This is a genomic window from Klebsiella sp. C283 (assembly GCF_048822555.1).
GTDB classification, from domain to species: Bacteria; Pseudomonadota; Gammaproteobacteria; order Enterobacterales; family Enterobacteriaceae; genus Klebsiella; species Klebsiella quasipneumoniae.
The window spans coordinates 223,608-248,778 of the sequence record NZ_JBMEZS010000001.1 but is presented as its reverse complement, the minus strand read 5'-3'; the positions used below and the strand labels follow the sequence as shown (position 1 = coordinate 248,778).

The following is a 25,171-nucleotide window of genomic DNA, read 5'->3' as shown; positions in this document are numbered from 1 at the left end:
GCTAAAAGCGCCCCATCTAATAAAAACGGCTTGTAATTGCGTATTCTTCAATAAAGCCGTTCAAAAGATACTCTTTTTTTACTGTTCAACAATCGCAGTTGCGTTTTTTCTTTTTCCGGCCGTAAAACCCTTGCGCCGGCTCCCCCTTTACGGCATTTTCTTAAGCACGCACTCAGGCTTCGCCACGAGACGAAGCCAGCACAACATCAAACACGACAGGGTAATGGAGAAGGCTATGTGTTCTATTTTTGGCGTACTGGATATTAAAACTGACGCAGGCGAGCTGCGTAAAAAGGCGCTGGAGCTTTCCCGCCTGATGCGCCATCGCGGTCCGGACTGGTCTGGCGTGTATGCCAGCGACAAAGCGATTCTGGCGCACGAGCGCCTGTCGATTGTCGACGTCAACGCCGGCGCCCAGCCGCTGTACAACGCCGAAAAAACCCATGCGCTGGCCGTTAACGGCGAAATCTACAACCATCAGGCGCTGCGCGCGGAATATGGCGATCGCTATCAGTTCCAGACCGGCTCCGACTGCGAAGTGATCCTCGCGCTGTATCAGGAAAAAGGCCCGGCGTTCCTCGACGACCTGCAGGGGATGTTCGCCTTCGCCCTGTACGACAGCGAAAAAGACGCGTACTTAATTGGTCGCGACCATATCGGTATTATTCCGCTGTATATGGGCCATGACGAACACGGCAACTTCTACGTCGCCTCAGAAATGAAAGCCCTGGTGCCGGTGTGCCGCACCATTAAAGAGTTCCCGGCAGGCAGCTACCTGTGGAGCAAAGACGGTGAAATTCGCCAGTACTATCAGCGCGACTGGTTCGATTACGACGCGGTAAAAGACAACGTTACCGATAAGAACGAACTGCGTCAGGCGCTGGAAGAGTCGGTGAAAAGCCACCTGATGTCCGACGTGCCCTACGGCGTGCTGCTCTCCGGCGGCCTTGATTCTTCGGTCATCTCCGCCATCACCAAGAAATTCGCCGCCCGTCGCGTCGAAGATCAGGAGCGTAGCGAAGCCTGGTGGCCGCAGCTGCACTCCTTCGCGGTCGGTCTGGAAGGCTCTCCCGACCTGAAAGCGGCGCAGGAAGTGGCTAACCACCTCGGCACCGTGCACCATGAAATTCACTTTACCGTTCAGGAAGGGCTGGATGCGATCCGCGACGTTATCTATCACATCGAAACCTACGATGTGACCACCATTCGCGCTTCGACGCCGATGTACCTGATGTCGCGTAAAATTAAAGCCATGGGCATCAAAATGGTGCTTTCCGGCGAAGGCTCGGACGAAGTATTCGGCGGCTACCTCTACTTCCATAAGGCGCCGAACGCCAAAGAACTGCACGAAGAGACGGTGCGTAAGCTGCAGGCGCTGCATATGTTTGACTGCGCCCGCGCCAACAAAGCGATGTCCGCCTGGGGCGTGGAAGCCCGCGTGCCGTTCCTCGATAAGAAGTTCCTCGACGTGGCGATGCGCATCAACCCGCAGGATAAGATGTGCGGCAACGGCAAAATGGAAAAACATATCCTGCGCGAATGTTTTGAATCCTACCTGCCGGCCAGCGTGGCCTGGCGCCAGAAGGAGCAATTCTCTGACGGCGTCGGCTACAGCTGGATCGATACGCTGAAAGAAGTGGCCGCGAAACAGATCAGCGACCAGCAGCTGGAAACCGCAAGCTTCCGCTTCCCGTACAACACGCCGACCTCCAAAGAAGGCTATCTGTACCGCGAGATCTTCGAAGAGCTGTTCCCGCTGCCAAGCGCGGCGGAGTGTGTCCCTGGCGGTCCGTCGGTGGCCTGCTCTTCTGCCAAAGCCATTGAATGGGATGAAGCGTTCAAAACCATGAACGATCCGTCAGGCCGCGCGGTGGGCGTCCACCAGTCGGCCTATAAATAAGCCCTGACAGGCGATTAAACGCGAAACGGACCCTCCGGGGTCCGTTTTCTTTTTGCGGGATTTATGCCGCTGAAAAACGATAAATAACCAATAATTGCCGATTATTGCAGCGAGCTGTTCGCAACCTAACCAAACAGTCACATTACAACGATTTTCCTTGAAAAAGAGGTTGACGCTCGCAGGCCCAATACGCATAATGCGCCCCGCAACGCCGATAAGGTTACGCGAAAAAAAGATGGCTACGTAGCTCAGCTGGTTAGAGCACATCACTCATAATGATGGGGTCACAGGTTCGAATCCCGTCGTAGCCACCATCTTTTTTTGCGGGAGTGGCGAAATTGGTAGACGCACCAGATTTAGGTTCTGGCGCCGCAAGGTGTGCGAGTTCAAGTCTCGCCTCCCGCACCATTCACCAGTCAGCGTTGTACGGATGGGGTATCGCCAAGCGGTAAGGCACCGGTTTTTGATACCGGCATTCCCTGGTTCGAATCCAGGTACCCCAGCCATATTTCTTCGATATTTGCGGTTCACCGCGACGGTATTGGGGTATCGCCAAGCGGTAAGGCACCGGTTTTTGATACCGGCATTCCCTGGTTCGAATCCAGGTACCCCAGCCATCGAAGAAACAGTAAGACAATTTGGCTACGTAGCTCAGCTGGTTAGAGCACATCACTCATAATGATGGGGTCACAGGTTCGAATCCCGTCGTAGCCACCATATTCGGGACGTATCGATACACATCGATAAATCCGCAAAAATTTGTTGGGGTATCGCCAAGCGGTAAGGCACCGGATTCTGATTCCGGCATTCCGAGGTTCGAATCCTCGTACCCCAGCCAAATTAAAAAGTCGTTCAGCAATGAACGCACTGTTGCGCTAAAACCGGGATAGTGACGGAAAAATGCAACAGACAATTGGGGTATCGCCAAGCGGTAAGGCACCGGATTCTGATTCCGGCATTCCGAGGTTCGAATCCTCGTACCCCAGCCACTTCAATGCAAAAAAGCCCACCTCGGTGGGCTTTTTTGTTATTGGCGTTTTGCCATCCTGGCGCATCACTGACTGCCGGGCAGGCGCTTTCCACGACGCCCCTGCCCGCGACGCCGGTTTACAAGCCTAACGCATACTTCAGCGCCTGACGCTTCAGCGCCCCGGCGCGTTCGGCCGCCATCAGGCCAATATTGCGCAACATCCGCACCGGCGCCAGGTCATTGCTGAATCCTGCGTAAAAAAGATCCATCCCCGACTGCATAATAAAATTATCCGCCCGCCGCCGCCCCTGGTAGCGCTTGAGCACCGGCAGGCTGGCCCACTCTTCGCCGCGGCCGCGCGCTTGCGCCAGGATCTCCAGCAGGGCGTCGACATCACGGTAGCCAAGGTTAACCCCCTGCCCCGCCAGCGGATGAATGGTGTGCGCCGCATCGCCCACCAGCGCCAGACCAGGCTGAACATACTGCAGCGCATGACGCCGGGTGAGCGGGAAGGCGCCGGCCGCCTGCGGCGTCACCCGCCCGAGACGCGCCGGGAAATGGCGGGCGATCTCCTGCTGGAGCTGGGGCATGGACATGCCCTGCAGCTGACGGATCCGCGCCGGGGCGTCATACCACACCAGCGAGGCCCAGTTGTCGAACAGCGGCAGGAAAGCGCGCGGTCCGCTGGGGGTAAACTGCTGCCAGGTGCTGTCGCCGGGATCGTCGGCGCATTGGACGCTAATGAGCATACAGGATTGCAGATATTGCCAGGCATGCACGCCGATGCCGGCCATCTCCCGCACCTGAGAGCTGGCGCCGTCGGCGCCGATAACCAGCCGGGCGTGGATCGTCTCCCCGTCGCGTAAACGCAACGCCGTCTCCGCCTCGCCGCGCTGCATCGCCTCCAGTTCGCCGCCAACGCGCAGGGTAACCCCTTCGTGCGCCGTCAGCGCTTGCCACAGGCCCCACTGCAGGACCTTGTTCTCGACCATATAGCCCAGCTCCGGCAGCTTAAGCTCGGCGGCGTCAAAGGCGACGTGGGCGCTCTCCCACTCCCAGGTCTCCAGACGACGGTAAGCGTGGACGCGCATCGCCCGCACGGCATCCCAGACGCCAAGGCTTTTCAGCAGGCCAACCGAGGCCGCGCTGATCGCCGAGATCCGCACATCCGGGGCGGATGCTGGATCGAAAGCCGGAGGCGCCGTTTTCTCAAGCACCGTCACGGTAAATCCCTGTTGCGCCAGCCCCAACGCCAGGGCGCCGCCGACCATGCCGCCGCCCACGATGGCGACATCTGTTGCGTGAATTGTCATGGCTATTATCCTTAAAGCAGAATCCGTTAAGTTTACCGGATTTTTCGCCCTCTTGCGGTGATAACGCTCGCACTGGTCAGGGGGCGACCAAAGCATTACAATACGCGCCCTGGAATGCGAAATTCACCCTGTATATATCCCCGCGTTTTGGATATCTATTACTGAGCATGAGCAAGTCAATGACAAAAAAACTCCATATTAAAACCTGGGGCTGTCAGATGAACGAGTATGATTCATCAAAGATGGCCGATCTGCTGGATGCGACACATGGGTATCAACTGACCGAAGTGGCGGAAGAAGCAGATGTGCTGTTGCTCAATACCTGCTCAATTCGTGAGAAGGCCCAGGAAAAAGTTTTCCATCAGCTTGGCCGCTGGAAGCTGCTGAAAGAGAAGAACCCGGACCTGATTATTGGCGTTGGCGGCTGCGTGGCTTCCCAGGAAGGCGACCATATTCGTCAGCGCGCGCACTATGTCGATATTATTTTCGGGCCGCAAACCCTGCACCGCCTGCCGGAGATGATTAACTCCGTGCGCGGTAACCGCAGCCCGGTGGTTGATATCAGCTTCCCGGAAATTGAAAAATTCGATCGCCTGCCAGAACCGCGCGCCGAAGGCCCGACCGCCTTTGTCTCGATTATGGAAGGCTGCAACAAATACTGCACTTACTGCGTGGTGCCCTACACCCGCGGAGAAGAAGTCAGCCGCCCGTGCGACGATATCCTGTTTGAAATCGCCCAACTGGCGGCGCAGGGCGTGCGTGAAGTCAACCTGCTGGGCCAGAACGTGAACGCCTGGCGCGGCGAGAACTACGACGGCACTACCGGCAGCTTTGCCGATCTGCTGCGCCTGGTCGCCGCTATCGACGGCATCGACCGCATTCGCTTCACCACCAGCCACCCGATCGAATTTACCGACGATATCATCGACGTCTATCGCGATACGCCGGAGCTGGTGAGCTTCCTGCACCTGCCGGTGCAAAGCGGCTCCGACCGCGTACTGAACCTGATGGGACGCACCCATACTGCGCTGGAGTATAAAGCGATTATTCGCAAGCTGCGTGAAGCGCGTCCGGATATTCAGATAAGCTCCGACTTTATCGTCGGCTTCCCCGGCGAAACTACGGAAGATTTCGAAAAGACAATGAAGCTTATCGCCGACGTCAATTTCGATATGAGCTACAGCTTTATCTTCTCCGCCCGCCCGGGCACCCCGGCGGCCGATATGGTTGACGACGTGCCGGATGCCGATAAGAAACAGCGTCTGTATATTCTGCAGGAGCGCATCAACCAGCAGGCGATGGCCTGGAGCCGTCGCATGCTCGGCACGGTACAGCGCATCCTGGTGGAAGGCACGTCGCGCAAGAACATCATGGAGCTTTCCGGACGTACGGAGAACAACCGGGTGGTCAACTTTGAAGGCACCCCGGACCTCGTCGGCAAGTTTGTGGATGTCGAAATTGTCGATGTTTACACCAACTCGCTGCGCGGCAAAATCGTGCGCACCGAAGCGGAGATGGGTCTGCGTATCGCTGAATCACCTGAATCAGTGATTGCCCGCACCCGTAAAGAGAACGATCTTGGCGTGGGTATCTATCAGCCGTGATCCCTTCAGGCCTGTCGGTTCCGGCAGGCCTTGTAATTCCTCTCTCCGTCCCTATATCTACAGCAATGCTTGCGCCATTTTCCTGTGACGTAAATAATTTCCTGATTAGCCGGCCACGCGCCGCGTCCGGCCACCTGCGTAAAGAGGAACAGTTTGAACATAGACACTCGTGAAATTACCCTGGAGCCAGCGGATAACGCACGCCTGTTAGCCCTGTGCGGCCCGTTTGACGACAACATCAAACAGCTGGAGCGTCGGTTAGGCATTGAGATCAACCGCCGTGACAATCATTTTAAACTGACCGGACGCGCCCTATGCGTGCACGCCGCCGCCGATATTCTGCGCAGCCTGTATGTCGACACGGCGCCGATGCGCGGTCAGATTCAGGATATTGAACCAGAGCAGATCCATCTGGCGATTAAAGAGGCGCGCGTGCTGGAGCAGAGCGCCGAGAGCGTGCCGGAGTACGGAAAAGCCGTCAATATCAAGACCAAGCGCGGGGTGATCAAACCGCGTACGCCGAACCAGGCGCAGTACATCGCCAATATCCTCGATCACGACATCACCTTCGGCGTGGGTCCGGCAGGTACCGGCAAAACCTATCTGGCGGTGGCGGCGGCGGTCGATGCGCTGGAGCGCCAGGAGATCCGCCGCATTCTGCTGACCCGTCCGGCCGTCGAGGCGGGCGAAAAGCTCGGCTTCCTGCCCGGCGATCTGAGCCAGAAGGTCGACCCGTATCTGCGCCCGCTGTACGACGCGCTGTTCGAGATGCTCGGCTTTGAGAAGGTGGAAAAGCTGATTGAGCGTAACGTCATCGAAGTGGCTCCGCTGGCCTATATGCGCGGACGGACGCTGAATGACGCCTTTATCATTCTTGATGAAAGCCAGAACACCACCATCGAGCAGATGAAGATGTTCCTGACCCGCATCGGCTTTAACTCCAAGGCGGTGATCACCGGCGACATCACGCAGATTGACCTGCCGCGCAGCACCAAATCCGGTCTGCGCCACGCCATCGAAGTGCTGGCGGAAGTCGATGAGATCAGCTTTAACTTCTTCCATAGCGAAGACGTGGTCCGCCATCCGGTGGTCGCCCGCATCGTGAACGCCTATGAGGCATGGGAAGCCGCAGACCAGAAACGTAAAGCAGAACTGGTCGCCGAGCGCAAACGCGAAGCCCAGGAACAGGAGCAAAAATGAGTCAGGTGATCCTCGATTTACAGCTGGCCTGCGAAGAGACCAGCGGCCTGCCGGACGAAGCCCTTTTTCAACGCTGGGTCGACGCCGTCATTCCGCCGTTTCAGGAGGAGTCAGAGTTAACGATTCGTCTGGTCGACGTTGCAGAAAGTCATGAGCTGAACCTGACCTATCGCGGCAAGGATAAACCGACCAACGTCCTCTCTTTCCCGTTTGAAGCGCCGCCGGGGATTGAAATGCCGCTGCTCGGCGATCTGATCATTTGCCGTCAGGTGGTGGAGCAGGAAGCCAGCGAGCAAGGGAAGCCGCTGGAGGCGCACTGGGCGCATATGGTGGTTCACGGCAGCCTGCATCTGCTGGGCTACGATCACATCGAAGATGACGAAGCGGAAGAGATGGAAGCCCTCGAAACAGAGATAATGCTTGCTCTGGGCTATGAGGACCCGTACATTTCCGAGAAGATTGCTGAATAGCCCCCTGCCGGATGGCGGCGCTTGCGTCTCATCCGGCCGCTGTTCATGCATTTTACCCGCCTGAACCTCAGGCACCCCATGCCGTCCGGCGCTGAGTGTACGCGCGACGAGCGACATTAAATCAACATGAGAACCCAAACGACGCCATGAGCGACGACAATTCACACAGTAGTGACACAGTAAACAGCAAAAAGGGATTTTTCTCCCTGTTACTCAGCCAGCTCTTTCACGGGGAACCGAAAAACCGCGATGAACTGCTGGCGCTGATCCGTGATTCCGGGCAGAACGACCTTATCGATGAAGATACCCGTGACATGCTCGAAGGGGTAATGGATATCGCCGACCAGCGGGTCCGCGACATTATGATCCCCCGTTCACAAATGATTACCCTGAAACGCAATCAGACGCTGGACGAGTGCCTTGATGTCATCATCGAATCCGCCCACTCGCGCTTCCCGGTCATCAGTGAAGATAAAGATCACATCGAAGGGATTCTGATGGCCAAGGATCTGCTGCCGTTTATGCGCAGCGACGCCGAAGCTTTCAGCATGGAAAAAGTGTTACGGCCGGCGGTTGTCGTTCCGGAAAGCAAGCGGGTCGACCGCATGCTGAAAGAGTTTCGCTCACAGCGCTACCATATGGCGATCGTTATTGACGAATTCGGCGGCGTCTCCGGTCTGGTGACCATCGAGGATATCCTTGAGCTCATCGTCGGGGAAATTGAAGACGAGTACGACGAAGAAGAAGATATCGATTTCCGCCAGCTGAGCCGCCATACCTGGACGGTGCGCGCTCTGGCCTCTATCGAAGACTTCAATGACGCCTTCGATACGCACTTCAGCGATGAAGAAGTGGATACCATTGGCGGACTGGTAATGCAGGCCTTTGGCCACCTGCCGGCTCGCGGCGAATCTATCGACATTGATGGTTACCAATTCAAGGTAGCAATGGCAGATAGTCGTCGTATCATTCAGGTGCATGTTAAGCTGCCGGATGACGCTCCCCAGCCGAAGCTGGAAGAGTAAGCGGCGGCGCTGAAGGTCATGGCCAGCCGGGAGACAGACCGTGGGCGATCCCCGGTTGTTCCCTCCCCCGGCTGGCAAACAGCATAGCCTGTGGCAACAGGCGTTAATTAACGGGACGATTAGCCTAAATGGTATTTGCCTCTCTTCTTGAACGCCAGCGCGTACGTCTGCTGCTGGCGCTGCTATTCGGAGCCAGCGGAACGCTGGCTTTTTCACCTTATGACTTCTGGCCCGCGGCGATTATTTCGCTGGTCGGTCTGCAGGCGTTAACCCTCAACCGCCGCCCGCTGCAAAGCGCCGGCATCGGCTATTTCTGGGGTCTCGGCCTGTTCGGCACGGGTATCAACTGGGTCTATGTCAGCATCGCGCAGTTTGGCGGTATGCCGGGCCCGGTTAACGTCTTCCTCGTCGTGCTGCTGGCGGCCTATCTCTCGCTCTACACCGGCCTGTTTGCCGGCCTGCTCGCCCGTCTGTGGCCCAAAACCAGCTGGCTGCGGGTAGCGATCGCCGCTCCCGTCGTCTGGCAGATCACCGAGTTCCTGCGCGGCTGGGTGCTGACCGGTTTTCCGTGGCTGCAGTTCGGCTACAGCCAGATTGACGGCCCGCTGAAAGGCCTGGCGCCGGTGATGGGCGTCGAGGCGATCAACTTCCTGCTGATGATGGTAAGCGGCCTGCTGGCCCTGGCCCTCGTGCAGCGCAACGGGAAGCCGCTGGTCATTGCCGCACTGCTGTTCGCCCTGCCGTTCCCGCTGCGCTATATCCAGTGGTATCAGCTGCTGCCGGCGCGTGCGACGCAGGTCTCGCTGGTGCAAGGCGATATCCCGCAGGCCATGAAGTGGGACGAGAAGCAGCTGGTTAACACTCTGAAAACCTATCTGGCGCTGACCCAGCCGCATATCGGCCACTCGCAGCTGATTATCTGGCCCGAATCGGCGATCCCGGATCTCGAGATCAACCAGCAGCAGTTCCTCAGCATGATGGACGATCTGCTGCGCGCAAAAGACAGCTCACTGATCACCGGCATCGTCGACGCGCGTCTCAATAAGCAGAACCGCTACGACACCTACAACACCATCATTACCCTCGGCAAAGATAACCCGTACCGCTACGACTCGACCAACCGCTACAACAAGAACCATCTGGTGCCGTTCGGCGAGTTTGTACCGCTGGAGTCGATTCTGCGTCCGCTGGCGCCATTCTTCGACCTGCCGATGTCCTCCTTCAGCCGCGGTCCCTATGTGCAGCCGCAGCTGATGGCGCATAACCTCAAGCTGACCGCGGCCATCTGCTACGAGATCATCCTCGGGGAACAGGTGCGGGATAACTTCCGTCCGGACACCGACTTCCTGCTGACCATCTCCAACGACGCCTGGTTCGGCAAGTCCATCGGCCCGTGGCAACACTTCCAGATGGCGCGGATGCGCGCCCTGGAGCTGGCCCGCCCGCTGCTGCGCAGCACCAACAACGGCATTACCGCCGTCATCGGCCCGCGCGGCGAGATTCAGAAGATGATCCCGCAGTTTACCCGCGAGGTGTTGACCACCACCGTGACGCCCACCAGCGGCTTGACCCCTTACGCCCGCACTGGCAACTGGCCGCTGTGGGCGCTGACGGCGCTGCTCGGCTTCGGCGCGCTGCTGATGAGCCTGCGTCAGCGTCGCCGATAAATGCTCTGCCGGCGACGCCCGTCGTCGGCTTTTTTTCTTCCCGTCATTTGCCACCCTGGCACAGTCATTGCTTTATTTAATCGGGTAGCGCCGCCCTCTGGCCCAGTGCAACCAGGTTGCACCATAAACGATCGGCGGTCGCGCTATTTTGGTGCAATGGAAGATATTTGCCTCCGATTGGTGCGGAGCGCTTCGCAAAAATAAACAATAAAACAGCAAAATCTTTACATTAAGCCAAACTAAATGCTAACAAACACATACAAATGCGGCACGTGGATGCGTGCCCCCAATAACAACACACACAATCACAATGGGTATCAATAGCGTCGGTGACGCTGCGGATAAGGAGTTGGATATGCAATTACGTAAACTGGCCACGGCAATGCTGGTAATGGGAATGACCGCTGGTCTGGCGCAGGCGGAAGATGCTGCCCCGGCGGCTGGCCAGAGCACTCTGGATAAGATCGCGAAAAATGGCGTTATCGTTGTCGGCCATCGCGAATCTTCCGTCCCTTTCTCTTACTACGATAACCAACAGAAGGTTGTGGGTTACTCTCAGGACTACTCCAACGCCATCGTCGATGCCATCAAGAAGAAGCTGAACAAACCCGATCTGCAGGTCAAACTGATCCCGGTTACCTCGCAGAATCGTATCCCGCTGCTGCAGAATGGCACCTTTGATTTCGAGTGCGGCTCAACCACCAACAACCTCGAGCGCCAGAAACAGGCGGCCTTCTCCGATACTATCTTCGTCGTCGGCACTCGTCTGCTGGTGAAGAAAGGCGGCCCGATCAAAGATTTCCCGGACCTGAAGGATAAAGCGGTCGTTGTCACCTCCGGGACCACCTCAGAGATCCTGCTGCATAAGCTGAACGATGAGAAAAAAATGAATATGCGCATCATCAGCGCCAAAGATCATGGCGACTCTTTCCGCACCCTGGAGAGCGGACGCGCGGTGGCCTTTATGATGGATGACGCTCTGCTGGCCGGCGAACGCGCCAAGGCGAAGAAACCGGATAACTGGGAAATCGTCGGCACCGCGCAGTCGAAAGAAGCCTATGGCTGCATGCTGCGTAAGGACGATCCGGCCTTCAAGGCGCTGGTCGATGAAACCGTTGCCCAGGCCCAGACCTCTGGCGAAGCGGCGAAGTGGTTCGATAAATGGTTCAAAAACCCGATTCCGCCAAAAAATCTTAACCTGAACTTCGAGCTGTCGGACGACATGAAAGCGCTGTTCAAATCACCTAATGACAAAGCACTGAACTAATTATAACAACCAGGGGCGGGATATCCTGCCCTCCCGATGGTTGTCACAGCACGGACAGACTATACGGCGGCTGGTCGTTCCCCAGCCGCCGCGAATACCGAAACAAGCTGGACAACCGTCTTCGAGGGTAGCAATGGCTACCCTTTTTTTTCCAGGAGTCATGTATGTCAATAGACTGGAACTGGGGGATATTCCTGCAACAGGCCCCCTTCGGCAACACTACCTACCTGGGCTGGCTGTGGAGCGGTTTTCAGATCACCGTCGCCCTCTCCATCTCGGCCTGGATCATCGCTTTTCTCGTCGGCTCGCTGTTCGGTATTTTACGCACGGTGCCCAATCGTCTGCTCTCAGGGATTGGCACCTGCTATGTCGAACTGTTTCGCAACGTGCCGCTGATCGTGCAGTTCTTTACCTGGTACCTGGTGGTGCCGGAATTCCTGCCGGAAAATATCGGCATGTGGTTTAAATCGGAGCTGGACCCAAATATTCAGTTCTTTGTCTCCTCGATGCTGTGCCTGGGGCTGTTTACCGCCGCTCGCGTCTGCGAGCAGGTACGCGCCGCTATCCAGTCGCTGCCGCGCGGGCAAAAGAACGCCGGTCTGGCGATGGGGTTGACCCTGCCGCAAACCTACCGCTACGTGCTGCTGCCGAACGCCTATCGCGTTATCGTGCCGCCGATGACCTCAGAGATGATGAACCTGGTGAAAAACTCGGCCATCGCCTCCACCATCGGTCTGGCCGATATGGCCGCGCAGGCGGGCAAACTGCTGGACTACTCCGCTCATGCCTGGGAGTCTTTTACCGCCATCACCCTGGCCTATGTTTTCATCAACGCGGTGATTATGCTGATTATGTATGTGGTCGAGCGTAAGGTTCGCCTGCCTGGCAATATGGGAGGCAAATAATGTACGATTTTGACTGGAGTTCGATCGTTCCCTCCATGCCCTACCTGCTGGCGGGGCTGGTGATCACCCTGAAGATCACAGTGATCGCCATCGTGGTCGGTATCGTCTGGGGCACCCTGCTGGCGGTAATGCGCCTGTCCAGCTTTCTGCCGCTGGCCTGGTTTGCTAAATCCTACGTTAACGTGTTCCGTTCCATCCCGCTGGTGATGGTTCTGCTGTGGTTCTACCTGATTGTCCCGGGCTTCCTGCAGAACGTGCTGGGACTGTCGCCGAAAACGGATATTCGCCTGATCTCGGCGATGGTGGCGTTTTCGATGTTCGAAGCCGCCTACTACTCGGAGATTATCCGCGCCGGCATCCAGAGCATCTCCCGCGGCCAGTCGAGCGCCGCGCTGGCGCTGGGAATGACCCACTGGCAGTCGATGCGGCTGGTGATCCTGCCGCAGGCCTTCCGCGCCATGGTGCCGCTGCTGTTAACCCAGGGGATCGTCCTCTTCCAGGATACCTCGCTGGTGTATGTATTGAGCCTCGCCGACTTCTTCCGTACCGCCTCGACGATTGGCGAGCGTGACGGGACCCAGGTCGAAATGATCCTGTTCGCGGGCGGCGTCTATTTTGTGATTAGCCTCAGCGCCTCGCTGTTGGTCAGCTGGTTGAAGAAAAGGACTGTGTAATGATTACCCTGAAAAATGTTTCAAAATGGTATGGTCACTTTCAGGTGCTGACCGATTGCTCCACGGAAGTGAAAAAAGGCGAAGTCGTGGTGGTCTGCGGGCCGTCAGGCTCCGGTAAATCCACGCTGATTAAAACCGTGAACGGCCTTGAGCCGGTGCAGCAGGGGCAGATTATCGTCGATGGCACCGTGGTTAACGATAAAAAGACCAATCTTGCCAAACTGCGCTCGCATGTCGGAATGGTGTTTCAGCATTTTGAACTGTTCCCGCACCTGTCGATTATCGACAACCTGACGCTGGCGCAGGTAAAGGTGCTCAATCGTGACAAAGCGTCATCGCGCAAGAAGGGTCTCAAGCTGCTGGAGCGCGTGGGCCTGGCGGCGCATGCGGAAAAATACCCGGCGCAGCTCTCCGGCGGCCAGCAGCAGCGCGTGGCCATCGCCCGTGCGCTGTGCATGGACCCGATCGCCATGCTGTTTGATGAACCTACCTCCGCGCTCGACCCGGAGATGATCAACGAGGTACTGGACGTCATGGTGGAACTGGCCAACGAAGGGATGACTATGATGGTGGTTACCCACGAAATGGGCTTCGCCCGCAAGGTGGCCAACCGGGTGATCTTTATGGATGAAGGAAAGATTGTCGAAGACGCCGATAAAGAAGCGTTCTTCGCTAACCCACAATCCGATCGCGCCAAAGACTTCCTCGCCAAAATTCTGCACTAACTTCTGCGGCGCGCACGATATCACCGTGCGCGCCTGTCAGCCCCTCCCCTTTTCAATCGCTCCATCTCAAAGCGACAACTTCACAACGTGAAGTAAAAATTTCACAAAGAATTCAGGGGCCTTAGAATAGATTAACCGCCACGTCATCGTTAGCATACGGCATCTTGTAATAATCCCCGTGAGTTTAAATTTCTTGAAAATAATATTTCAATTGACTTGCTATATCTCGCGCAGGCTATTTCATGCCGCGCATAACCATTAATTATAATCTTACTCAATGAAACAAACGGATATTGCTTCATGTGGACTAATACCAACAGACTGGCCATTATTTTGTGTTTAAATTTGCTCACCTGCTTTACCTCCTGGGCGGGTATTGAGTCCGCCACGGTAAACCAGGTAGAACAGGATAAAGCCCGTGAAAGCGCATTAATGCCCCATCAGCAGCAATACCAATCTTCTCGCACCTATGCGAAAACGCAAACCTTGATATTTCCCGAAGAAGCGACCTGTCGGTACATCACGAAAGTTGATATTGCCTCCGAGGACAATGCAAAAACCACCGCCCTCCTCGGGAAGATCGCTGCCCAGGCGCCCGGCCATTGCCTCGGAATAGAAGGGATTCGCCTGCTGACGACCGCCCTACAAAATGAACTGATAACGCAAGGGTATATTACTTCCCTGATCGATATCCCTTCTCAGTCACTAGAAGGGGGCATTCTCAAAATAACGCTGACTTATGGCAAAACGGGGCATATTGATTTTGCGCCGAATAGTGCCGTGACGAACCTGTGGACCTCCATGCCCACCCATACCGGTAAAATCCTGCGCCTCAGCGATCTTGAACAAGGGATGGCTAACCTGCAGCGCCTGCCTGGCGCCAGCGCCCATATGAAGCTGCGGCCCGGGGAACATATTGGCGAAAGTGATATTGAAATCGCCCGGGTAATGGATAAACAGTGGCAGGTTGGCGCCTGGCTTGATGACGCAGGCAGCCGCGCCAGCGGTCGCTATCAGGGCGGCGGCGCGCTATACCTTTACGATTTATCCTCATTGAACGATATTCTTTCCATCTCGGCAGGCGGCGACGTTGAATTCAACCAGCACAACGATGGCAACCATAACGGCAACCTTTACTACTCCGTGCCTTTTGGTTATTGGTCATTGAGCCTGTACGGCTCCTACAGCCAGTACCGCCAGCAGTTTAAAGGAAGATGGTCAAGCATCGACTATAAAAGTAAAAACCGTTATTACAGCGCGACCGTTAGCCGCCTGCTTTCGCATACCCGACAACAAAAAACGACCGCCGATCTGCGCATAGCGAAGAGCAGTTCGCACTATTTCTTTGGCGGCGATGAGCTGTATGTGATGCGTAAACAAAATCCGGTCTGGGAATTTACCGTGCGCCATCAGCACTATTTCAACAGGAAAATTATCGACGCCAGCCTGGGCGTTCAGCGCAGCCTGCCGTGGCTGAGCTCCGTCCCCACCCCCGAGGAAAAAGGCGGTTTATATAGCCATCAATCGCGCATTGTTCACGCCGATATACAGGCCTTGGTGCAGTTTGCCGCAACCGGCGATAAGTTTAACTGGATGCCGCGTTTCCATGCCCAGTTCAGCCCGGATATATTATCTTCGGACAACCAGTTTAATATCGGCAATCGCTGGACGGTTCGCGGCTTTGACGGTGAAAATACGCTTTCGGCCAATCAGGGCTGGTACTGGCGCAATGATTTTAGCTGGAATATTCCCACCCCCGACCGGCAGGTATATCTTGGCTTTGACTTCGGCAGGATCATTGGTACCGAGCGCGCCCGGCAGGGAAAAAGCCTTTCAGGCGCGGTCGGCGGTATTCGCGGAGAAATAGCGTCTACGCAATATGACTTTTTTATCGGCACGCCTGTCAGTAAACCTGATGACTTTCATAGCGATGCCATGAATATGGGTTTTTCATTACAGTGGAGGTATTAGTTTTCATCAGCACATTACTGCAATTTACTGATTCATTTTTTCATATTTAAAGGAATAAATTACATGTTTAAATTTAAGGTTTCATATGTTGCGCTGGCTGCAGCGCTAAGTTCATCCGTTGTTTATGCCGATCCGTCAAGCTATACGCATAGGTCAGGGGTAAATGTTATTGATATCGAAGCGCCTAATGCCGCAGGCGTCTCGCATAACTTATATCGCGAATTCAACGTCGGTCCTAACGGCACTATTTTAAACAACAGCGCCAGCGACGTGAACCATAGCACTCACGGTAACATCGCAAAAAATAACAACCTCACCAACGGCAGCGCTTCCGTGATTTTAAATGAAGTGACCTCGAATAAAATGAGTAACCTGCAGGGCTTTATCGAAGTCAACGGGCAAAAAGCCGATGTCGTTATCGCTAACCCCAACGGCATCACCTGCTCCGGGTGCAGCTTTATCAACACCAACAATGCAATACTTACCACAGGCCAGGTCAACCTGAGCGACACCGGCGCAATTGAGAGCTATACGGTCACGCAAGGGAAAATCACCATCGGTGATAAAGGTATGAATGCCTCAACTAACTATGCCGCCCTGCTTGCGGATGCCATTGCGATTAACGGCACCGTGGCCGCCGCCAATGCTACATTAGGCGCGGGTAACTTCACGTTTGACAACAACACCAGGAAAATAGCTTCCCTGGGGAAAACGGCGACGGTTAAGCAGATGCTTACACCGGAATACAGCATTGATATCAGTAAACTGGGCGGAATTAAGGCCAATAGTATTAGTATGGTGGGTAATACTTTAGGTCTTGGCGTGCGAAATAAAGGTACCATTACGACAAATACCGCGCTCGCCATGACCAGCTTTGGTTCTCTGGTTAATGAAGGGGCTATCAACGGGAACGGCATTATGGCGTCTATGATATCAGTCGGCGACATGAAAAATACGGGTTCGATCAATAGCAAAGCCTACGCTACACAGCTAAATAGCATGGGCGCGTTGACCAATGAAGGCACTATTGCCAGCAGCCAGACGCTAGCTATTGGCTCGACGGGTAACCTTGTTAATACAGGCAACATTAGCGGAACTGAAGCATTATCCGTGGCCAGCACAGGCAATATCACCACCCGCTATGGCTCATATATCGGCTCCGAAGGCCAGTTAGATGTGTCCGCCAAAAATATCGATAACGGAGGTTCAATCCGGGGCAATGCCACGAACATTTCCTTCAGCGGCGATAGCCTCAACGTTACCGGAAATATTTTTGGCTACTCCAACCTCAACGTGAAATCTGTAAAGGATGACAAAATCAATACGGGGAAAATATATAACTCAGGGCGAATTTCCGGCAATGACGTAACGATTACCACTAACGGAAAATTGGAGCAGGAAGGTAACCTTGTTGGCAGTAATTCGCTTACGATTAAAAGTGATGTCATATACAACGCTTATTATATTTACGGTGGTTCGCTGAATATCGAGAGTAACTACCTACGCAACAGGGCCACAATAGATGGGAACAATACCAGCATCAGCGCAAACAACGGTATTCTTAATGATGGTCTGCTTTATGCGAACAATGATATGACGCTGTATACACGAAATAGTGCAGACATCACTAACCGCTACCAAATTAAAGCTAATGGCACCTTGACAATGACTACCAGGAATGTCAAAAATGGCGGCTACCGCTGCGGCTTTTTGAACCTGGAAACCTGCGGTAAAGGTTCTATTTCCGCTAACAAACTGGTCCTCAACTCTTATCATAACTACGCCTCTGACATGGGCGGGAAACAGCAGTATAAATATGCTGAAATAAATACTATTCGCTAAAAATAAGCGATGCGCTGGTGACAGCGCATCGCCAATGATTAACCACTACTGACAACGCCTTGCATCAGGCGGAGCCCACCCACCTTTAGCAAGCGATCGCCAGCATCTTATTGCAAATTAATTTTGCCAAGAGAATATGCCATGATACCTGCGATGTGCTGCATGTCATGCTTCAGGATAAGTCGTAACTTAGTGAAAAAAGAATAAGTATCAAGCCAGAAGAGATAAAAAGGACGAACAGCATATTTTTAAAATGCAAGCCAATATATAACTTATATTGTCCAATAAATTTATCATTAATTATTTTTACACCGGCCCGGCGCAATCATTCAGCACCGGGCCCGATCGATCAGGGCTCAAACGGGCGACGCTGGAACTGATCGTGGCCGCACTTCGGACAGCGCGGTAGCACATCCGGGGTATACACCGCCAGGTGATAGTGACACTTCTCACACACCAGGTTACCTAAACCGACCACTTCGCCGCTGTGGTATACGCCGTGGTGATTCAGATCCTGAAAAACCTCCCGCCACTCAAGCTGGGTTTTGTCAGTGATATCGGCCAGCTCCTGCCACAGGCTCTCTTTGATCACCCGCATAAACACGCTGTCGCTCTCGTCTTCATGACTCTCTTCGTAGCTGCGGGCAAACTCCTCAAGATCGCGCTTGACCGCGGCTATCACCGACTCAATCTCGCTCTGCGTCAGATCGCCGGCGCGGACAATTTTATCGCGTGCCTGCGTCACCAGCGCATCAATATCGCGCTCTCCATGGCGGAGCCGTTCGCTGAGCGAGGAGACCAGTTCACGGTAATATTGAGCAACCTTGTTCATCATTTCGCCTCCGGTGTGGTTAACGTCTTCTGATAATAGACCTTATTCCTCTCCCGCTGTGTCTGACAAGCCACAGACTTGCGAAATAATCTGCCCAGCTTTTGCCGATGTTGATGTGCGAAAAGCTGTTTTGACGTTGGCGTTTGGGCTATGCTATGCCGATCTGAAATAACACATCCATTGGCTACATTTTGTAGCTGTATTGAAAACAGGACCACTGGCTGCCATGCAAGAGCAATACCGCCCGGAAGAGATAGAATCGAAAGTCCAGCTTCACTGGGACGAAAATCGTACATTTGAAGTAACTGAAGACGAGAGCAAAGAGAAGTATTACTGCCTGTCGATGCTTCCTTATCCTTCTGGTCGACTACACATGGGTCACGTGCGTAACTACACCATCGGCGACGTGATTGCCCGCTATCAGCGTATGCTGGGTAAAAACGTCCTGCAGCCAATTGGCTGGGATGCGTTCGGTCTGCCTGCGGAAGGCGCGGCGGTAAAAAACAACACCGCGCCAGCGCCGTGGACCTACGACAACATCGCCTACATGAAAAACCAGCTCAAAATGCTGGGCTTCGGCTATGACTGGAGCCGCGAGCTGGCGACCTGCACTCCGGAATACTACCGCTGGGAGCAGAAGTTCTTCACCGAGCTGTACAAAAAAGGCCTGGTGTACAAAAAAACCTCCGCGGTGAACTGGTGCCCGAACGACCAGACCGTACTGGCCAACGAGCAGGTTATCGACGGCTGCTGCTGGCGCTGCGACACCAAAGTCGAGCGTAAAGAGATCCCGCAGTGGTTTATTAAAATCACCGCCTACGCCGATGAGCTGTTGAACGATCTGGATAAGCTGGACCACTGGCCGGACACCGTGAAGACCATGCAGCGCAACTGGATCGGCCGTTCTGAAGGGGTGGAAATCTCCTTTGACGTTAACCATTACGCCGACAAGCTGACCGTCTACACCACTCGCCCGGACACCTTTATGGGCTGTACCTACCTGGCGGTCGCTGCGGGTCACCCGCTGGCGCAGCAGGCTGCGGCCAACAATCCGGCACTGGCCACCTTTATCGACGAATGCCGCAACACCAAAGTGGCGGAAGCCGACATGGCGACGATGGAGAAAAAAGGCGTCGATACCGGCTTTAAAGCTATCCACCCGCTGACCGGCGAAGAAATTCCGGTATGGGCGGCTAACTTCGTGCTGATGGAGTACGGCACCGGCGCGGTGATGGCCGTTCCGGGTCACGACCAGCGCGACTACGAGTTCGCCAGCAAATACGGGCTGAACATCAAGCCGGTGATCCTCGCCTCCGACGGTTCTGAGCCAGATCTCTCGGAGCAGGCGCTGACCGAGAAAGGCGTCCTGTTTAACTCCGGCGAGTTCAGCGGCCTCGATTATGAAGCGGGCTTCAACGCCATTGCCGACAAACTGGCAGCCATGGGCGTCGGCGAGCGTAAAATTAACTACCGCCTGCGCGACTGGGGCGTCTCCCGTCAGCGCTACTGGGGCGCGCCGATCCCGATGGTCACCCTGGAAGACGGCACCGTGCTGCCGACCCCGGAAGATCAACTGCCGGTGATCCTGCCGGAAGACGTGGTCATGGACGGCATCACCAGCCCGATCAAAGCCGATCCTGAATGGGCCAAGACCACGGTTAACGGCCAGCCGGCGCTGCGCGAAACCGACACCTTTGACACCTTTATGGAATCCTCCTGGTACTATGCGCGCTACACCTGCCCGCAGTATCAGGAAGGGATGCTGGATTCGCAAGCGGCCAACTACTGGCTGCCTGTCGATATCTACATCGGCGGTATCGAACACGCGATCATGCACCTGCTCTACTTCCGCTTCTTCCACAAACTGATGCGCGACGCGGGCATGGTCAACTCCGATGAGCCGGCGAAACAGCTGCTGTGCCAGGGCATGGTGCTGGCTGACGCTTTCTACTACGTAGGCGAAAACGGCGAACGTAACTGGGTCTCCCCGGTTGACGCCATCGTCGAACGTGACGAAAAAGGCCGTATCGTGAAAGCGAAAGACGCGGCGGGCCACGAGCTGGTGTACACCGGCATGAGCAAGATGTCCAAGTCGAAAAACAACGGCATCGACCCGCAGGTCATGGTTGAGCGCTACGGCGCGGATACCGTGCGTCTGTTCATGATGTTCGCCTCCCCGGCGGATATGACCCTCGAGTGGCAGGAATCTGGCGTCGAAGGGGCGAACCGCTTCCTGAAACGCGTCTGGAAGCTGGTCTACGAACACACCACCAAAGGGGACGTTGCGGCCCTGAACGTGGCGGCGCTGAGTGAAGATCAGAAAGCGCTGCGTCGCGATATCCACAAAACCATCGCCAAAGTGACCGATGACATCGGTCGTCGTCAGACCTTCAACACCGCCATCGCGGCGATCATGGAGCTGATGAACAAGCTGGCGAAAGCGCCGCAGGAAGATGAGCAGGATCGCGCTCTGATGCAGGAAGCCCTGCTGGCGGTCGTGCGTATGCTCAACCCGTTCACCCCGCACGCCAGCTTCACCCTGTGGCGTGAGCTGAACGGTGAAGGCGATATCGACAACGCGCCGTGGCCGGTGGCAGATGAAAGCGCGATGGTGGAAGACAGCACCCTCGTCGTCGTCCAGGTCAACGGCAAAGTTCGTGGTAAAATTACCGTTGCGGTAGACGCAACTGAAGAGCAGGTCCGCGAGCGCGCCGGCCAGGAGCATCTGGTGGCGAAGTATCTCGACGGCAAAACCGTGCGTAAAGTGATTTACGTTCCGGGTAAACTGCTCAATCTGGTCGTTGGCTAAGCGCGGGAGGAAGCGTGCGATATCTGGTAACAATGTTGTTATCTCTGGCGGTGCTTGCCACCGCCGGCTGTGGCTGGCATCTGCGTAGCACTACCAAGGTGCCCACCACCATGAAAACCATGATCTTCCAGTCGAGCGATCCGAACGGGCCGTTAAGCCGCGCGGTGCGTAATCAGCTGCGTCTTAACGGCGTGGAACTGATCGACGCCAGCACGCTGCGTAAAGATGTCCCTTCTCTGCGCCTCGATGGATCGTCGATTCAGAAAGATACGGCATCGGTGTTCCAGGACGGTCGTACGGCGGAATATCAGATGGTCATGACCGTTCATGCCAGCGTCCTGATCCCGGGTCACGATATCTATCCGATAACCACCAAGGTCTATCGTTCGTTCTTTGATAACCCGCAGGCGGCGCTAGCCAAAGACGCCGAGCAGGATATGATTATCCAGGAAATGTACGATAAAGCGGCGGAACAGCTGATTCGTAAACTGCCAAGCGTTCAGGTTGCGGATGTTGAAGCCACCCAGCAGGAAGAAAAACCGGTCGCGGGCAGCACCGCGCCGGCGTCCTCGGGTAACCGCGTCTCCACCACGCTGGGTCAATGATGATTCGGTTGTACCCGGAACAGCTCCGCGCGCAGCTCACTGAAGGGCTGCGCGCGGCCTATCTGCTGCTTGGCAACGATCCTCTGCTGTTGCAGGAAAGCCAGGACGCTATTCGCGAAGCCGCTGCCGCGCAGGGCTTTACCGAACACCACACCTTCACTATCGATAACAGCACCGACTGGCAGGCGCTTTTCGCCTTAAGCCAGGCGATGAGCCTGTTTGCCAGCCGGCAAACCCTGCTGTTGATCCTGCCGGAAAACGGCCCCAACGCGGCGATCAACGAACAGCTGGCGACGCTGGTCGGTCTGCTGCACGACGACCTGCTGCTGATCGTTCGCGGCAGTAAGTTGACCAAAGCCCAGGAGAATGCCGCGTGGCTCACCGCGCTGGCTCAGCGCGCCGTCCAGGTCAGCTGCCAGACGCCGGAATACGCGCAGCTGCCGCGCTGGCTGGCCGCGCGGGCCAAACAGCATCAGCTGCAGCTCGACGACGCGGCCAGCCAGCTGCTGTGCTACTGTTACGAAGGCAATCTGCTGGCGCTGGCGCAGGCGCTGGAGCGTCTGGCGCTGCTCTGGCCGGACGGTAAGCTGACCCTGCCCCGCGTTGAGCAGGCGGTGAACGATGCCGCGCACTTTACCCCTTACCATTGGGTCGATGCCCTACTGGCAGGTAAAAGTAAGCGCGTGCTGCACGTTCTGCAGCAGCTCCGTCTTGAAGGCTGCGAGCCGGCGATCCTGCTGCGTACGCTACAGCGGGAGCTGCTGCTGCTGGTCACCCTCAAGCGCCAGTCGGCACAGACGCCGCTGCGTTCGCTGTTTGATAAACATCGGGTCTGGCAAAACCGCCGTCAGCTGCTCAGCGACGCCCTCGCCCGACTCAGCGGTGAACAGCTGCGCCAGGCGGTGACCCTTCTGACCCGCGCGGAACTGACCTTTAAACAGGATTACGGGTACGACGTCTGGCCCGAACTGGAAAGTCTTTCGTTGTTGCTCTGCCACAAAGCCCTGGCGGACGTTTTTATTGATGGTTGATATGACTCACTTACAGGCAATCTATGGCGGCACCTTCGATCCGGTGCATTATGGTCACCTCAAGCCGGTCGAGATCCTGGCGAATCAGATTGGCCTGAGCAAGGTCATCATCATGCCTAATAACGTCCCGCCGCATCGTCCCCAGCCGGAAGCCACCAGCGCCCAGCGCGTGCACATGCTGAAGCTGGCGATTGCCGATAAGCCGCTGTTCACGCTTGATGAACGCGAACTGCGGCGCGATACCCCCTCCTGGACGGCGCAAACGCTGCAGGAGTGGCGCCAGGAGCAGGGGCCGCACAAGCCGCTGGCGTTTATCATTGGCCAGGATTCGCTGCTCACCTTTCCCACCTGGCATAACTATGAAACCATCCTCGACAATGTCCACCTGATTGTCTGCCGCCGGCCGGGTTACCCGCTGACCATGGCCCATGAGGCCGATCAGCGCTGGCTGGATCGCCATTTAACCCACGACGTGGAGTCTTTGCATCACCGCCCTTCCGGCGTGATCTACCTGGCTGAGACCCCGTGGTTCGATATTTCGGCGACGATCATTCGCCAGCGCCTTGAGCGCGGCGAGTCCTGCGCCGAGATGCTGCCGGCCGCGGTGCTGGACTACATCCGCGAGCAGGGTCTCTATTGCTGACCCCGGGCTGGGCCTGGCGCGAAAAAAGCGCTATCGTAACGCCACCTCTCCATCGCCTGTCAGAGCCTGTTCATGAAATTGTGGTTAGTACGCCATGGCGAAACCGAAGCCAACGTTGCCGGGTTATATAGCGGCCACGCCCCCACGCCTCTGACGCCGCGCGGCGTCGCTCAGGTGCGAGCGCTCGGTGAACGACTGCGCGCGGTGCCTTTCGATAAAGTCTTCTGCAGCGAGCTGGCGCGGACCGGGACAACGGCCGATCTGCTGCTTGGCGATCGCGCTATCCCGCGCGAATGCCATGCCGCGCTCAATGAGATGTTTTTCGGCGACTGGGAGATGCGCCATCATCGCGACCTCCAGCGAGAAGATGCGGAAAACTATGCCGCATGGTGCGCTGACTGGCAGCACGCGGCCCCGACCAACGGCGAAAGCTTTCAGCGTTTTGCCCGCCGCGTCAGCGAGTTTACCCCCACGCTGACCGACTGCCGCCATCTTGACCACCTGCTGATCGTCGGCCATCAGGGCGTCCTGAGCCTGCTGACCGCCCTGCTGTTGCAGATGCCCGCCGCGGCGATGTGGCACTTTCCGATAGCCCATGGCGCCTGGAGTCTCCTCGACATTCGCGACGATTTCACCACCCTGCGGGTATTAAATAGCCAGGCCGTCTGGCAGCCGCAAGAAGAATTCCCGCCGAACCATTGACAGGCCAGAGCAGGCTGCTATTCTCCGCTGCCAGGCAGCATCCGCCAAAGCAGGTTTGCAGAAATTGTTTTACAAAAATGGCGATGCAATCCTCGGCGAGGGATGGGATGATACTCCGCCGCGAACGCCTGCCGACAGACATTTCACCCGACTTTTTCATTAGTTCAGGTATACTGTCAGGCTCTTTATGATTATCAATCTTCACGCACCCAGGGGGAACACTTGCAGGGTAAAGCACTCCAGGATTTTGTTATCGACAAAATTGATGACCTGAAAGGTCAGGACATCGTTGCCATTGATGTACATGGCAAATCCAGCATCACCGATTGCATGATTATCTGCACCGGCACCTCCACGCGTCATGTGATGTCCATCGCCGACCACGTGGTCCAGGAATCCCGCGCCGCCGGCTTGCTGCCGCTGGGCGTTGAAGGGGAAGCCGCCGCCGACTGGATCGTCGTCGACCTCGGCGACGTGATGGTTCACGTCATGCAGGAAGAGAGCCGTCGTCTGTACGAGCTGGAAAAACTCTGGAGTTAATGCGTGAAGTTGCAGCTGGTGGCCGTTGGCACCAAAATGCCGGACTGGGTACAGACCGGCTTTAGCGAGTATCTGCGCCGTTTTCCCAAAGATATGCCGTTCGAACTGGTGGAGATCCCCGCCGGTAAGCGCGGCAAGAACGCTGATATCAAGCGCATCCTCGAAAAAGAGGGCGAGATGATGTTAGCCGCTGCCGGTAAAAACCGCATCGTGACCCTGGATATTCCGGGTAAACCATGGGATACGCCGCAGCTGGCGCGCGAACTGGAACGCTGGAAACAGGACGGGCGCGACGTCAGTTTGCTGGTCGGCGGCCCGGAAGGCCTCTCTCCAGCCTGTAAAGCAGCGGCGGAACAGAGTTGGTCGCTCTCCACCCTCACCTTACCTCACCCGCTGGTGCGCGTACTGGTGGCCGAGAGCCTGTATCGGGCGTGGAGCATTACCACCAACCATCCGTACCACCGTGAGTAATGATG

General features: G+C 56.1%; 21 protein-coding genes and 7 tRNA genes. 26 read left to right on the top strand and 2 right to left on the bottom strand.

Annotation, left to right across the window (positions count from 1 at the left end):
- Nucleotides 1–235 precede the first annotated feature (235 nt).
- The 8 genes from asnB to ACOI7Z_RS01105 all read left to right on the top strand — a co-directional run bounded on the left by asnB (nt 236) and on the right by ACOI7Z_RS01105 (nt 2,889).
- Nucleotides 236–1,900 (top strand): asparagine synthase B, encoded by a 1,665-nt coding sequence (asnB, locus tag ACOI7Z_RS01140; protein ID WP_032455135.1) that lies wholly within the window; start codon nt 236–238, stop codon nt 1,898–1,900.
- A gap of 237 nt (nt 1,901–2,137) precedes the next feature.
- Nucleotides 2,138–2,214: transfer RNA gene (locus ACOI7Z_RS01135), tRNA-Met, on the top strand.
- A 9-nt stretch (nt 2,215–2,223) separates the two neighbouring features.
- Nucleotides 2,224–2,308 (top strand) — tRNA-Leu (locus ACOI7Z_RS01130).
- 23 nt (nt 2,309–2,331) lie between these two features.
- Nucleotides 2,332–2,406: transfer RNA gene (locus ACOI7Z_RS01125), tRNA-Gln, on the top strand.
- A gap of 36 nt (nt 2,407–2,442) precedes the next feature.
- Nucleotides 2,443–2,517 (top strand) — tRNA-Gln (locus ACOI7Z_RS01120).
- A gap of 23 nt (nt 2,518–2,540) precedes the next feature.
- Nucleotides 2,541–2,617, top strand: a tRNA-Met gene (locus tag ACOI7Z_RS01115).
- Between the two features lie 46 nt (nt 2,618–2,663).
- A tRNA-Gln gene (locus tag ACOI7Z_RS01110) sits at nt 2,664–2,738 on the top strand.
- A gap of 76 nt (nt 2,739–2,814) precedes the next feature.
- Nucleotides 2,815–2,889 (top strand) — tRNA-Gln (locus ACOI7Z_RS01105).
- Between the two features lie 118 nt (nt 2,890–3,007).
- On the opposite strand, the gene ubiF is transcribed toward ACOI7Z_RS01105, so the two are convergent.
- The gene (gene ubiF / locus ACOI7Z_RS01100; RefSeq protein WP_087849764.1) at nt 3,008–4,183 is read right to left on the bottom strand and encodes a 3-demethoxyubiquinol 3-hydroxylase; all 1,176 of its coding nucleotides are present in this window, start codon (nt 4,181–4,183) and stop codon (nt 3,008–3,010) included.
- Nucleotides 4,184–4,362: 179 nt separating this feature from the next.
- Between ubiF and miaB the strand changes: the two genes are divergently transcribed.
- From miaB to ACOI7Z_RS01045, 11 genes are all read left to right on the top strand, one after another.
- Nucleotides 4,363–5,787, top strand: coding sequence for a tRNA (N6-isopentenyl adenosine(37)-C2)-methylthiotransferase MiaB (gene miaB, locus ACOI7Z_RS01095; protein WP_004885906.1), 1,425 nt, complete (start codon nt 4,363–4,365; stop codon nt 5,785–5,787).
- Between the two features lie 153 nt (nt 5,788–5,940).
- Entirely contained in the window at nt 5,941–6,987 is a 1,047-nt protein-coding gene (locus tag ACOI7Z_RS01090) for a PhoH family protein (protein ID WP_087849765.1), read from the top strand.
- The gene (gene ybeY, locus ACOI7Z_RS01085) at nt 6,984–7,457 is read left to right on the top strand and encodes an rRNA maturation RNase YbeY (protein ID WP_023288844.1); all 474 of its coding nucleotides are present in this window, start codon (nt 6,984–6,986) and stop codon (nt 7,455–7,457) included. The genes ACOI7Z_RS01090 and ybeY overlap by 4 nt, the downstream gene beginning before the upstream one ends.
- A 146-nt stretch (nt 7,458–7,603) precedes the next feature.
- On the top strand, nt 7,604–8,482 hold the full coding sequence (corC, locus tag ACOI7Z_RS01080; RefSeq protein ID WP_004197606.1) for a CNNM family magnesium/cobalt transport protein CorC: 879 nt from the start codon (nt 7,604–7,606) through the stop codon (nt 8,480–8,482).
- Nucleotides 8,483–8,610: 128 nt separating this feature from the next.
- The gene (gene lnt, locus ACOI7Z_RS01075; protein WP_065804702.1) at nt 8,611–10,149 is read left to right on the top strand and encodes an apolipoprotein N-acyltransferase; all 1,539 of its coding nucleotides are present in this window, start codon (nt 8,611–8,613) and stop codon (nt 10,147–10,149) included.
- A gap of 355 nt (nt 10,150–10,504) precedes the next feature.
- On the top strand, nt 10,505–11,416 hold the full coding sequence (locus ACOI7Z_RS01070) for an amino acid ABC transporter substrate-binding protein (RefSeq protein WP_023288842.1): 912 nt from the start codon (nt 10,505–10,507) through the stop codon (nt 11,414–11,416).
- A 164-nt stretch (nt 11,417–11,580) separates the two neighbouring features.
- Nucleotides 11,581–12,321, top strand: a complete 741-nt coding sequence (locus ACOI7Z_RS01065; RefSeq protein WP_032455129.1) for an amino acid ABC transporter permease — start codon at nt 11,581–11,583, stop codon at nt 12,319–12,321.
- Nucleotides 12,321–12,995 (top strand): glutamate/aspartate ABC transporter permease GltK, encoded by a 675-nt coding sequence (gltK, locus tag ACOI7Z_RS01060; RefSeq protein ID WP_002894707.1) that lies wholly within the window; start codon nt 12,321–12,323, stop codon nt 12,993–12,995. Before ACOI7Z_RS01065 ends, gltK begins: the two co-directional genes overlap by 1 nt.
- Nucleotides 12,995–13,720, top strand: coding sequence for an amino acid ABC transporter ATP-binding protein (locus ACOI7Z_RS01055; protein ID WP_004885898.1), 726 nt, complete (start codon nt 12,995–12,997; stop codon nt 13,718–13,720). Before gltK ends, ACOI7Z_RS01055 begins: the two co-directional genes overlap by 1 nt.
- A gap of 300 nt (nt 13,721–14,020) precedes the next feature.
- A complete protein-coding gene (locus tag ACOI7Z_RS01050) occupies nt 14,021–15,691 on the top strand; it encodes a ShlB/FhaC/HecB family hemolysin secretion/activation protein (protein ID WP_087849766.1) in 1,671 nt (556 codons plus the stop codon).
- Between the two features lie 63 nt (nt 15,692–15,754).
- The gene (locus tag ACOI7Z_RS01045) at nt 15,755–17,533 is read left to right on the top strand and encodes a filamentous hemagglutinin N-terminal domain-containing protein (RefSeq protein ID WP_087849767.1); all 1,779 of its coding nucleotides are present in this window, start codon (nt 15,755–15,757) and stop codon (nt 17,531–17,533) included.
- Nucleotides 17,534–17,882: 349 nt separating this feature from the next.
- On the opposite strand, the gene ACOI7Z_RS01040 is transcribed toward ACOI7Z_RS01045, so the two are convergent.
- Nucleotides 17,883–18,365: a zinc ribbon-containing protein gene (locus tag ACOI7Z_RS01040; protein ID WP_025999140.1), complete on the bottom strand. Its 483-nt coding sequence runs from the start codon at nt 18,363–18,365 to the stop codon at nt 17,883–17,885.
- Nucleotides 18,366–18,591: 226 nt separating this feature from the next.
- Between ACOI7Z_RS01040 and leuS the strand changes: the two genes are divergently transcribed.
- The 7 genes from leuS to rlmH all read left to right on the top strand — a co-directional run bounded on the left by leuS (nt 18,592) and on the right by rlmH (nt 25,166).
- Entirely contained in the window at nt 18,592–21,174 is a 2,583-nt protein-coding gene (gene leuS / locus ACOI7Z_RS01035) for a leucine--tRNA ligase (RefSeq protein ID WP_023288838.1), read from the top strand.
- 14 nt (nt 21,175–21,188) lie between these two features.
- Nucleotides 21,189–21,779: an LPS assembly lipoprotein LptE gene (gene lptE / locus ACOI7Z_RS01030; protein WP_004885890.1), complete on the top strand. Its 591-nt coding sequence runs from the start codon at nt 21,189–21,191 to the stop codon at nt 21,777–21,779.
- Nucleotides 21,779–22,810, top strand: a complete 1,032-nt coding sequence (holA, locus tag ACOI7Z_RS01025) for a DNA polymerase III subunit delta (protein ID WP_048297049.1) — start codon at nt 21,779–21,781, stop codon at nt 22,808–22,810. The genes lptE and holA overlap by 1 nt, the downstream gene beginning before the upstream one ends.
- The gene (nadD, locus tag ACOI7Z_RS01020; RefSeq protein ID WP_032455122.1) at nt 22,803–23,453 is read left to right on the top strand and encodes a nicotinate-nucleotide adenylyltransferase; all 651 of its coding nucleotides are present in this window, start codon (nt 22,803–22,805) and stop codon (nt 23,451–23,453) included. The genes holA and nadD overlap by 8 nt, the downstream gene beginning before the upstream one ends.
- A 72-nt stretch (nt 23,454–23,525) precedes the next feature.
- On the top strand, nt 23,526–24,155 hold the full coding sequence (locus ACOI7Z_RS01015; RefSeq protein WP_087849768.1) for an adenosylcobalamin/alpha-ribazole phosphatase: 630 nt from the start codon (nt 23,526–23,528) through the stop codon (nt 24,153–24,155).
- Between the two features lie 222 nt (nt 24,156–24,377).
- Nucleotides 24,378–24,695 (top strand): ribosome silencing factor, encoded by a 318-nt coding sequence (gene rsfS, locus ACOI7Z_RS01010; protein ID WP_023288834.1) that lies wholly within the window; start codon nt 24,378–24,380, stop codon nt 24,693–24,695.
- Between the two features lie 3 nt (nt 24,696–24,698).
- Entirely contained in the window at nt 24,699–25,166 is a 468-nt protein-coding gene (gene rlmH / locus ACOI7Z_RS01005) for a 23S rRNA (pseudouridine(1915)-N(3))-methyltransferase RlmH (RefSeq protein ID WP_002894620.1), read from the top strand.
- The last annotated feature ends 5 nt before the right edge of the window (nt 25,167–25,171 follow it).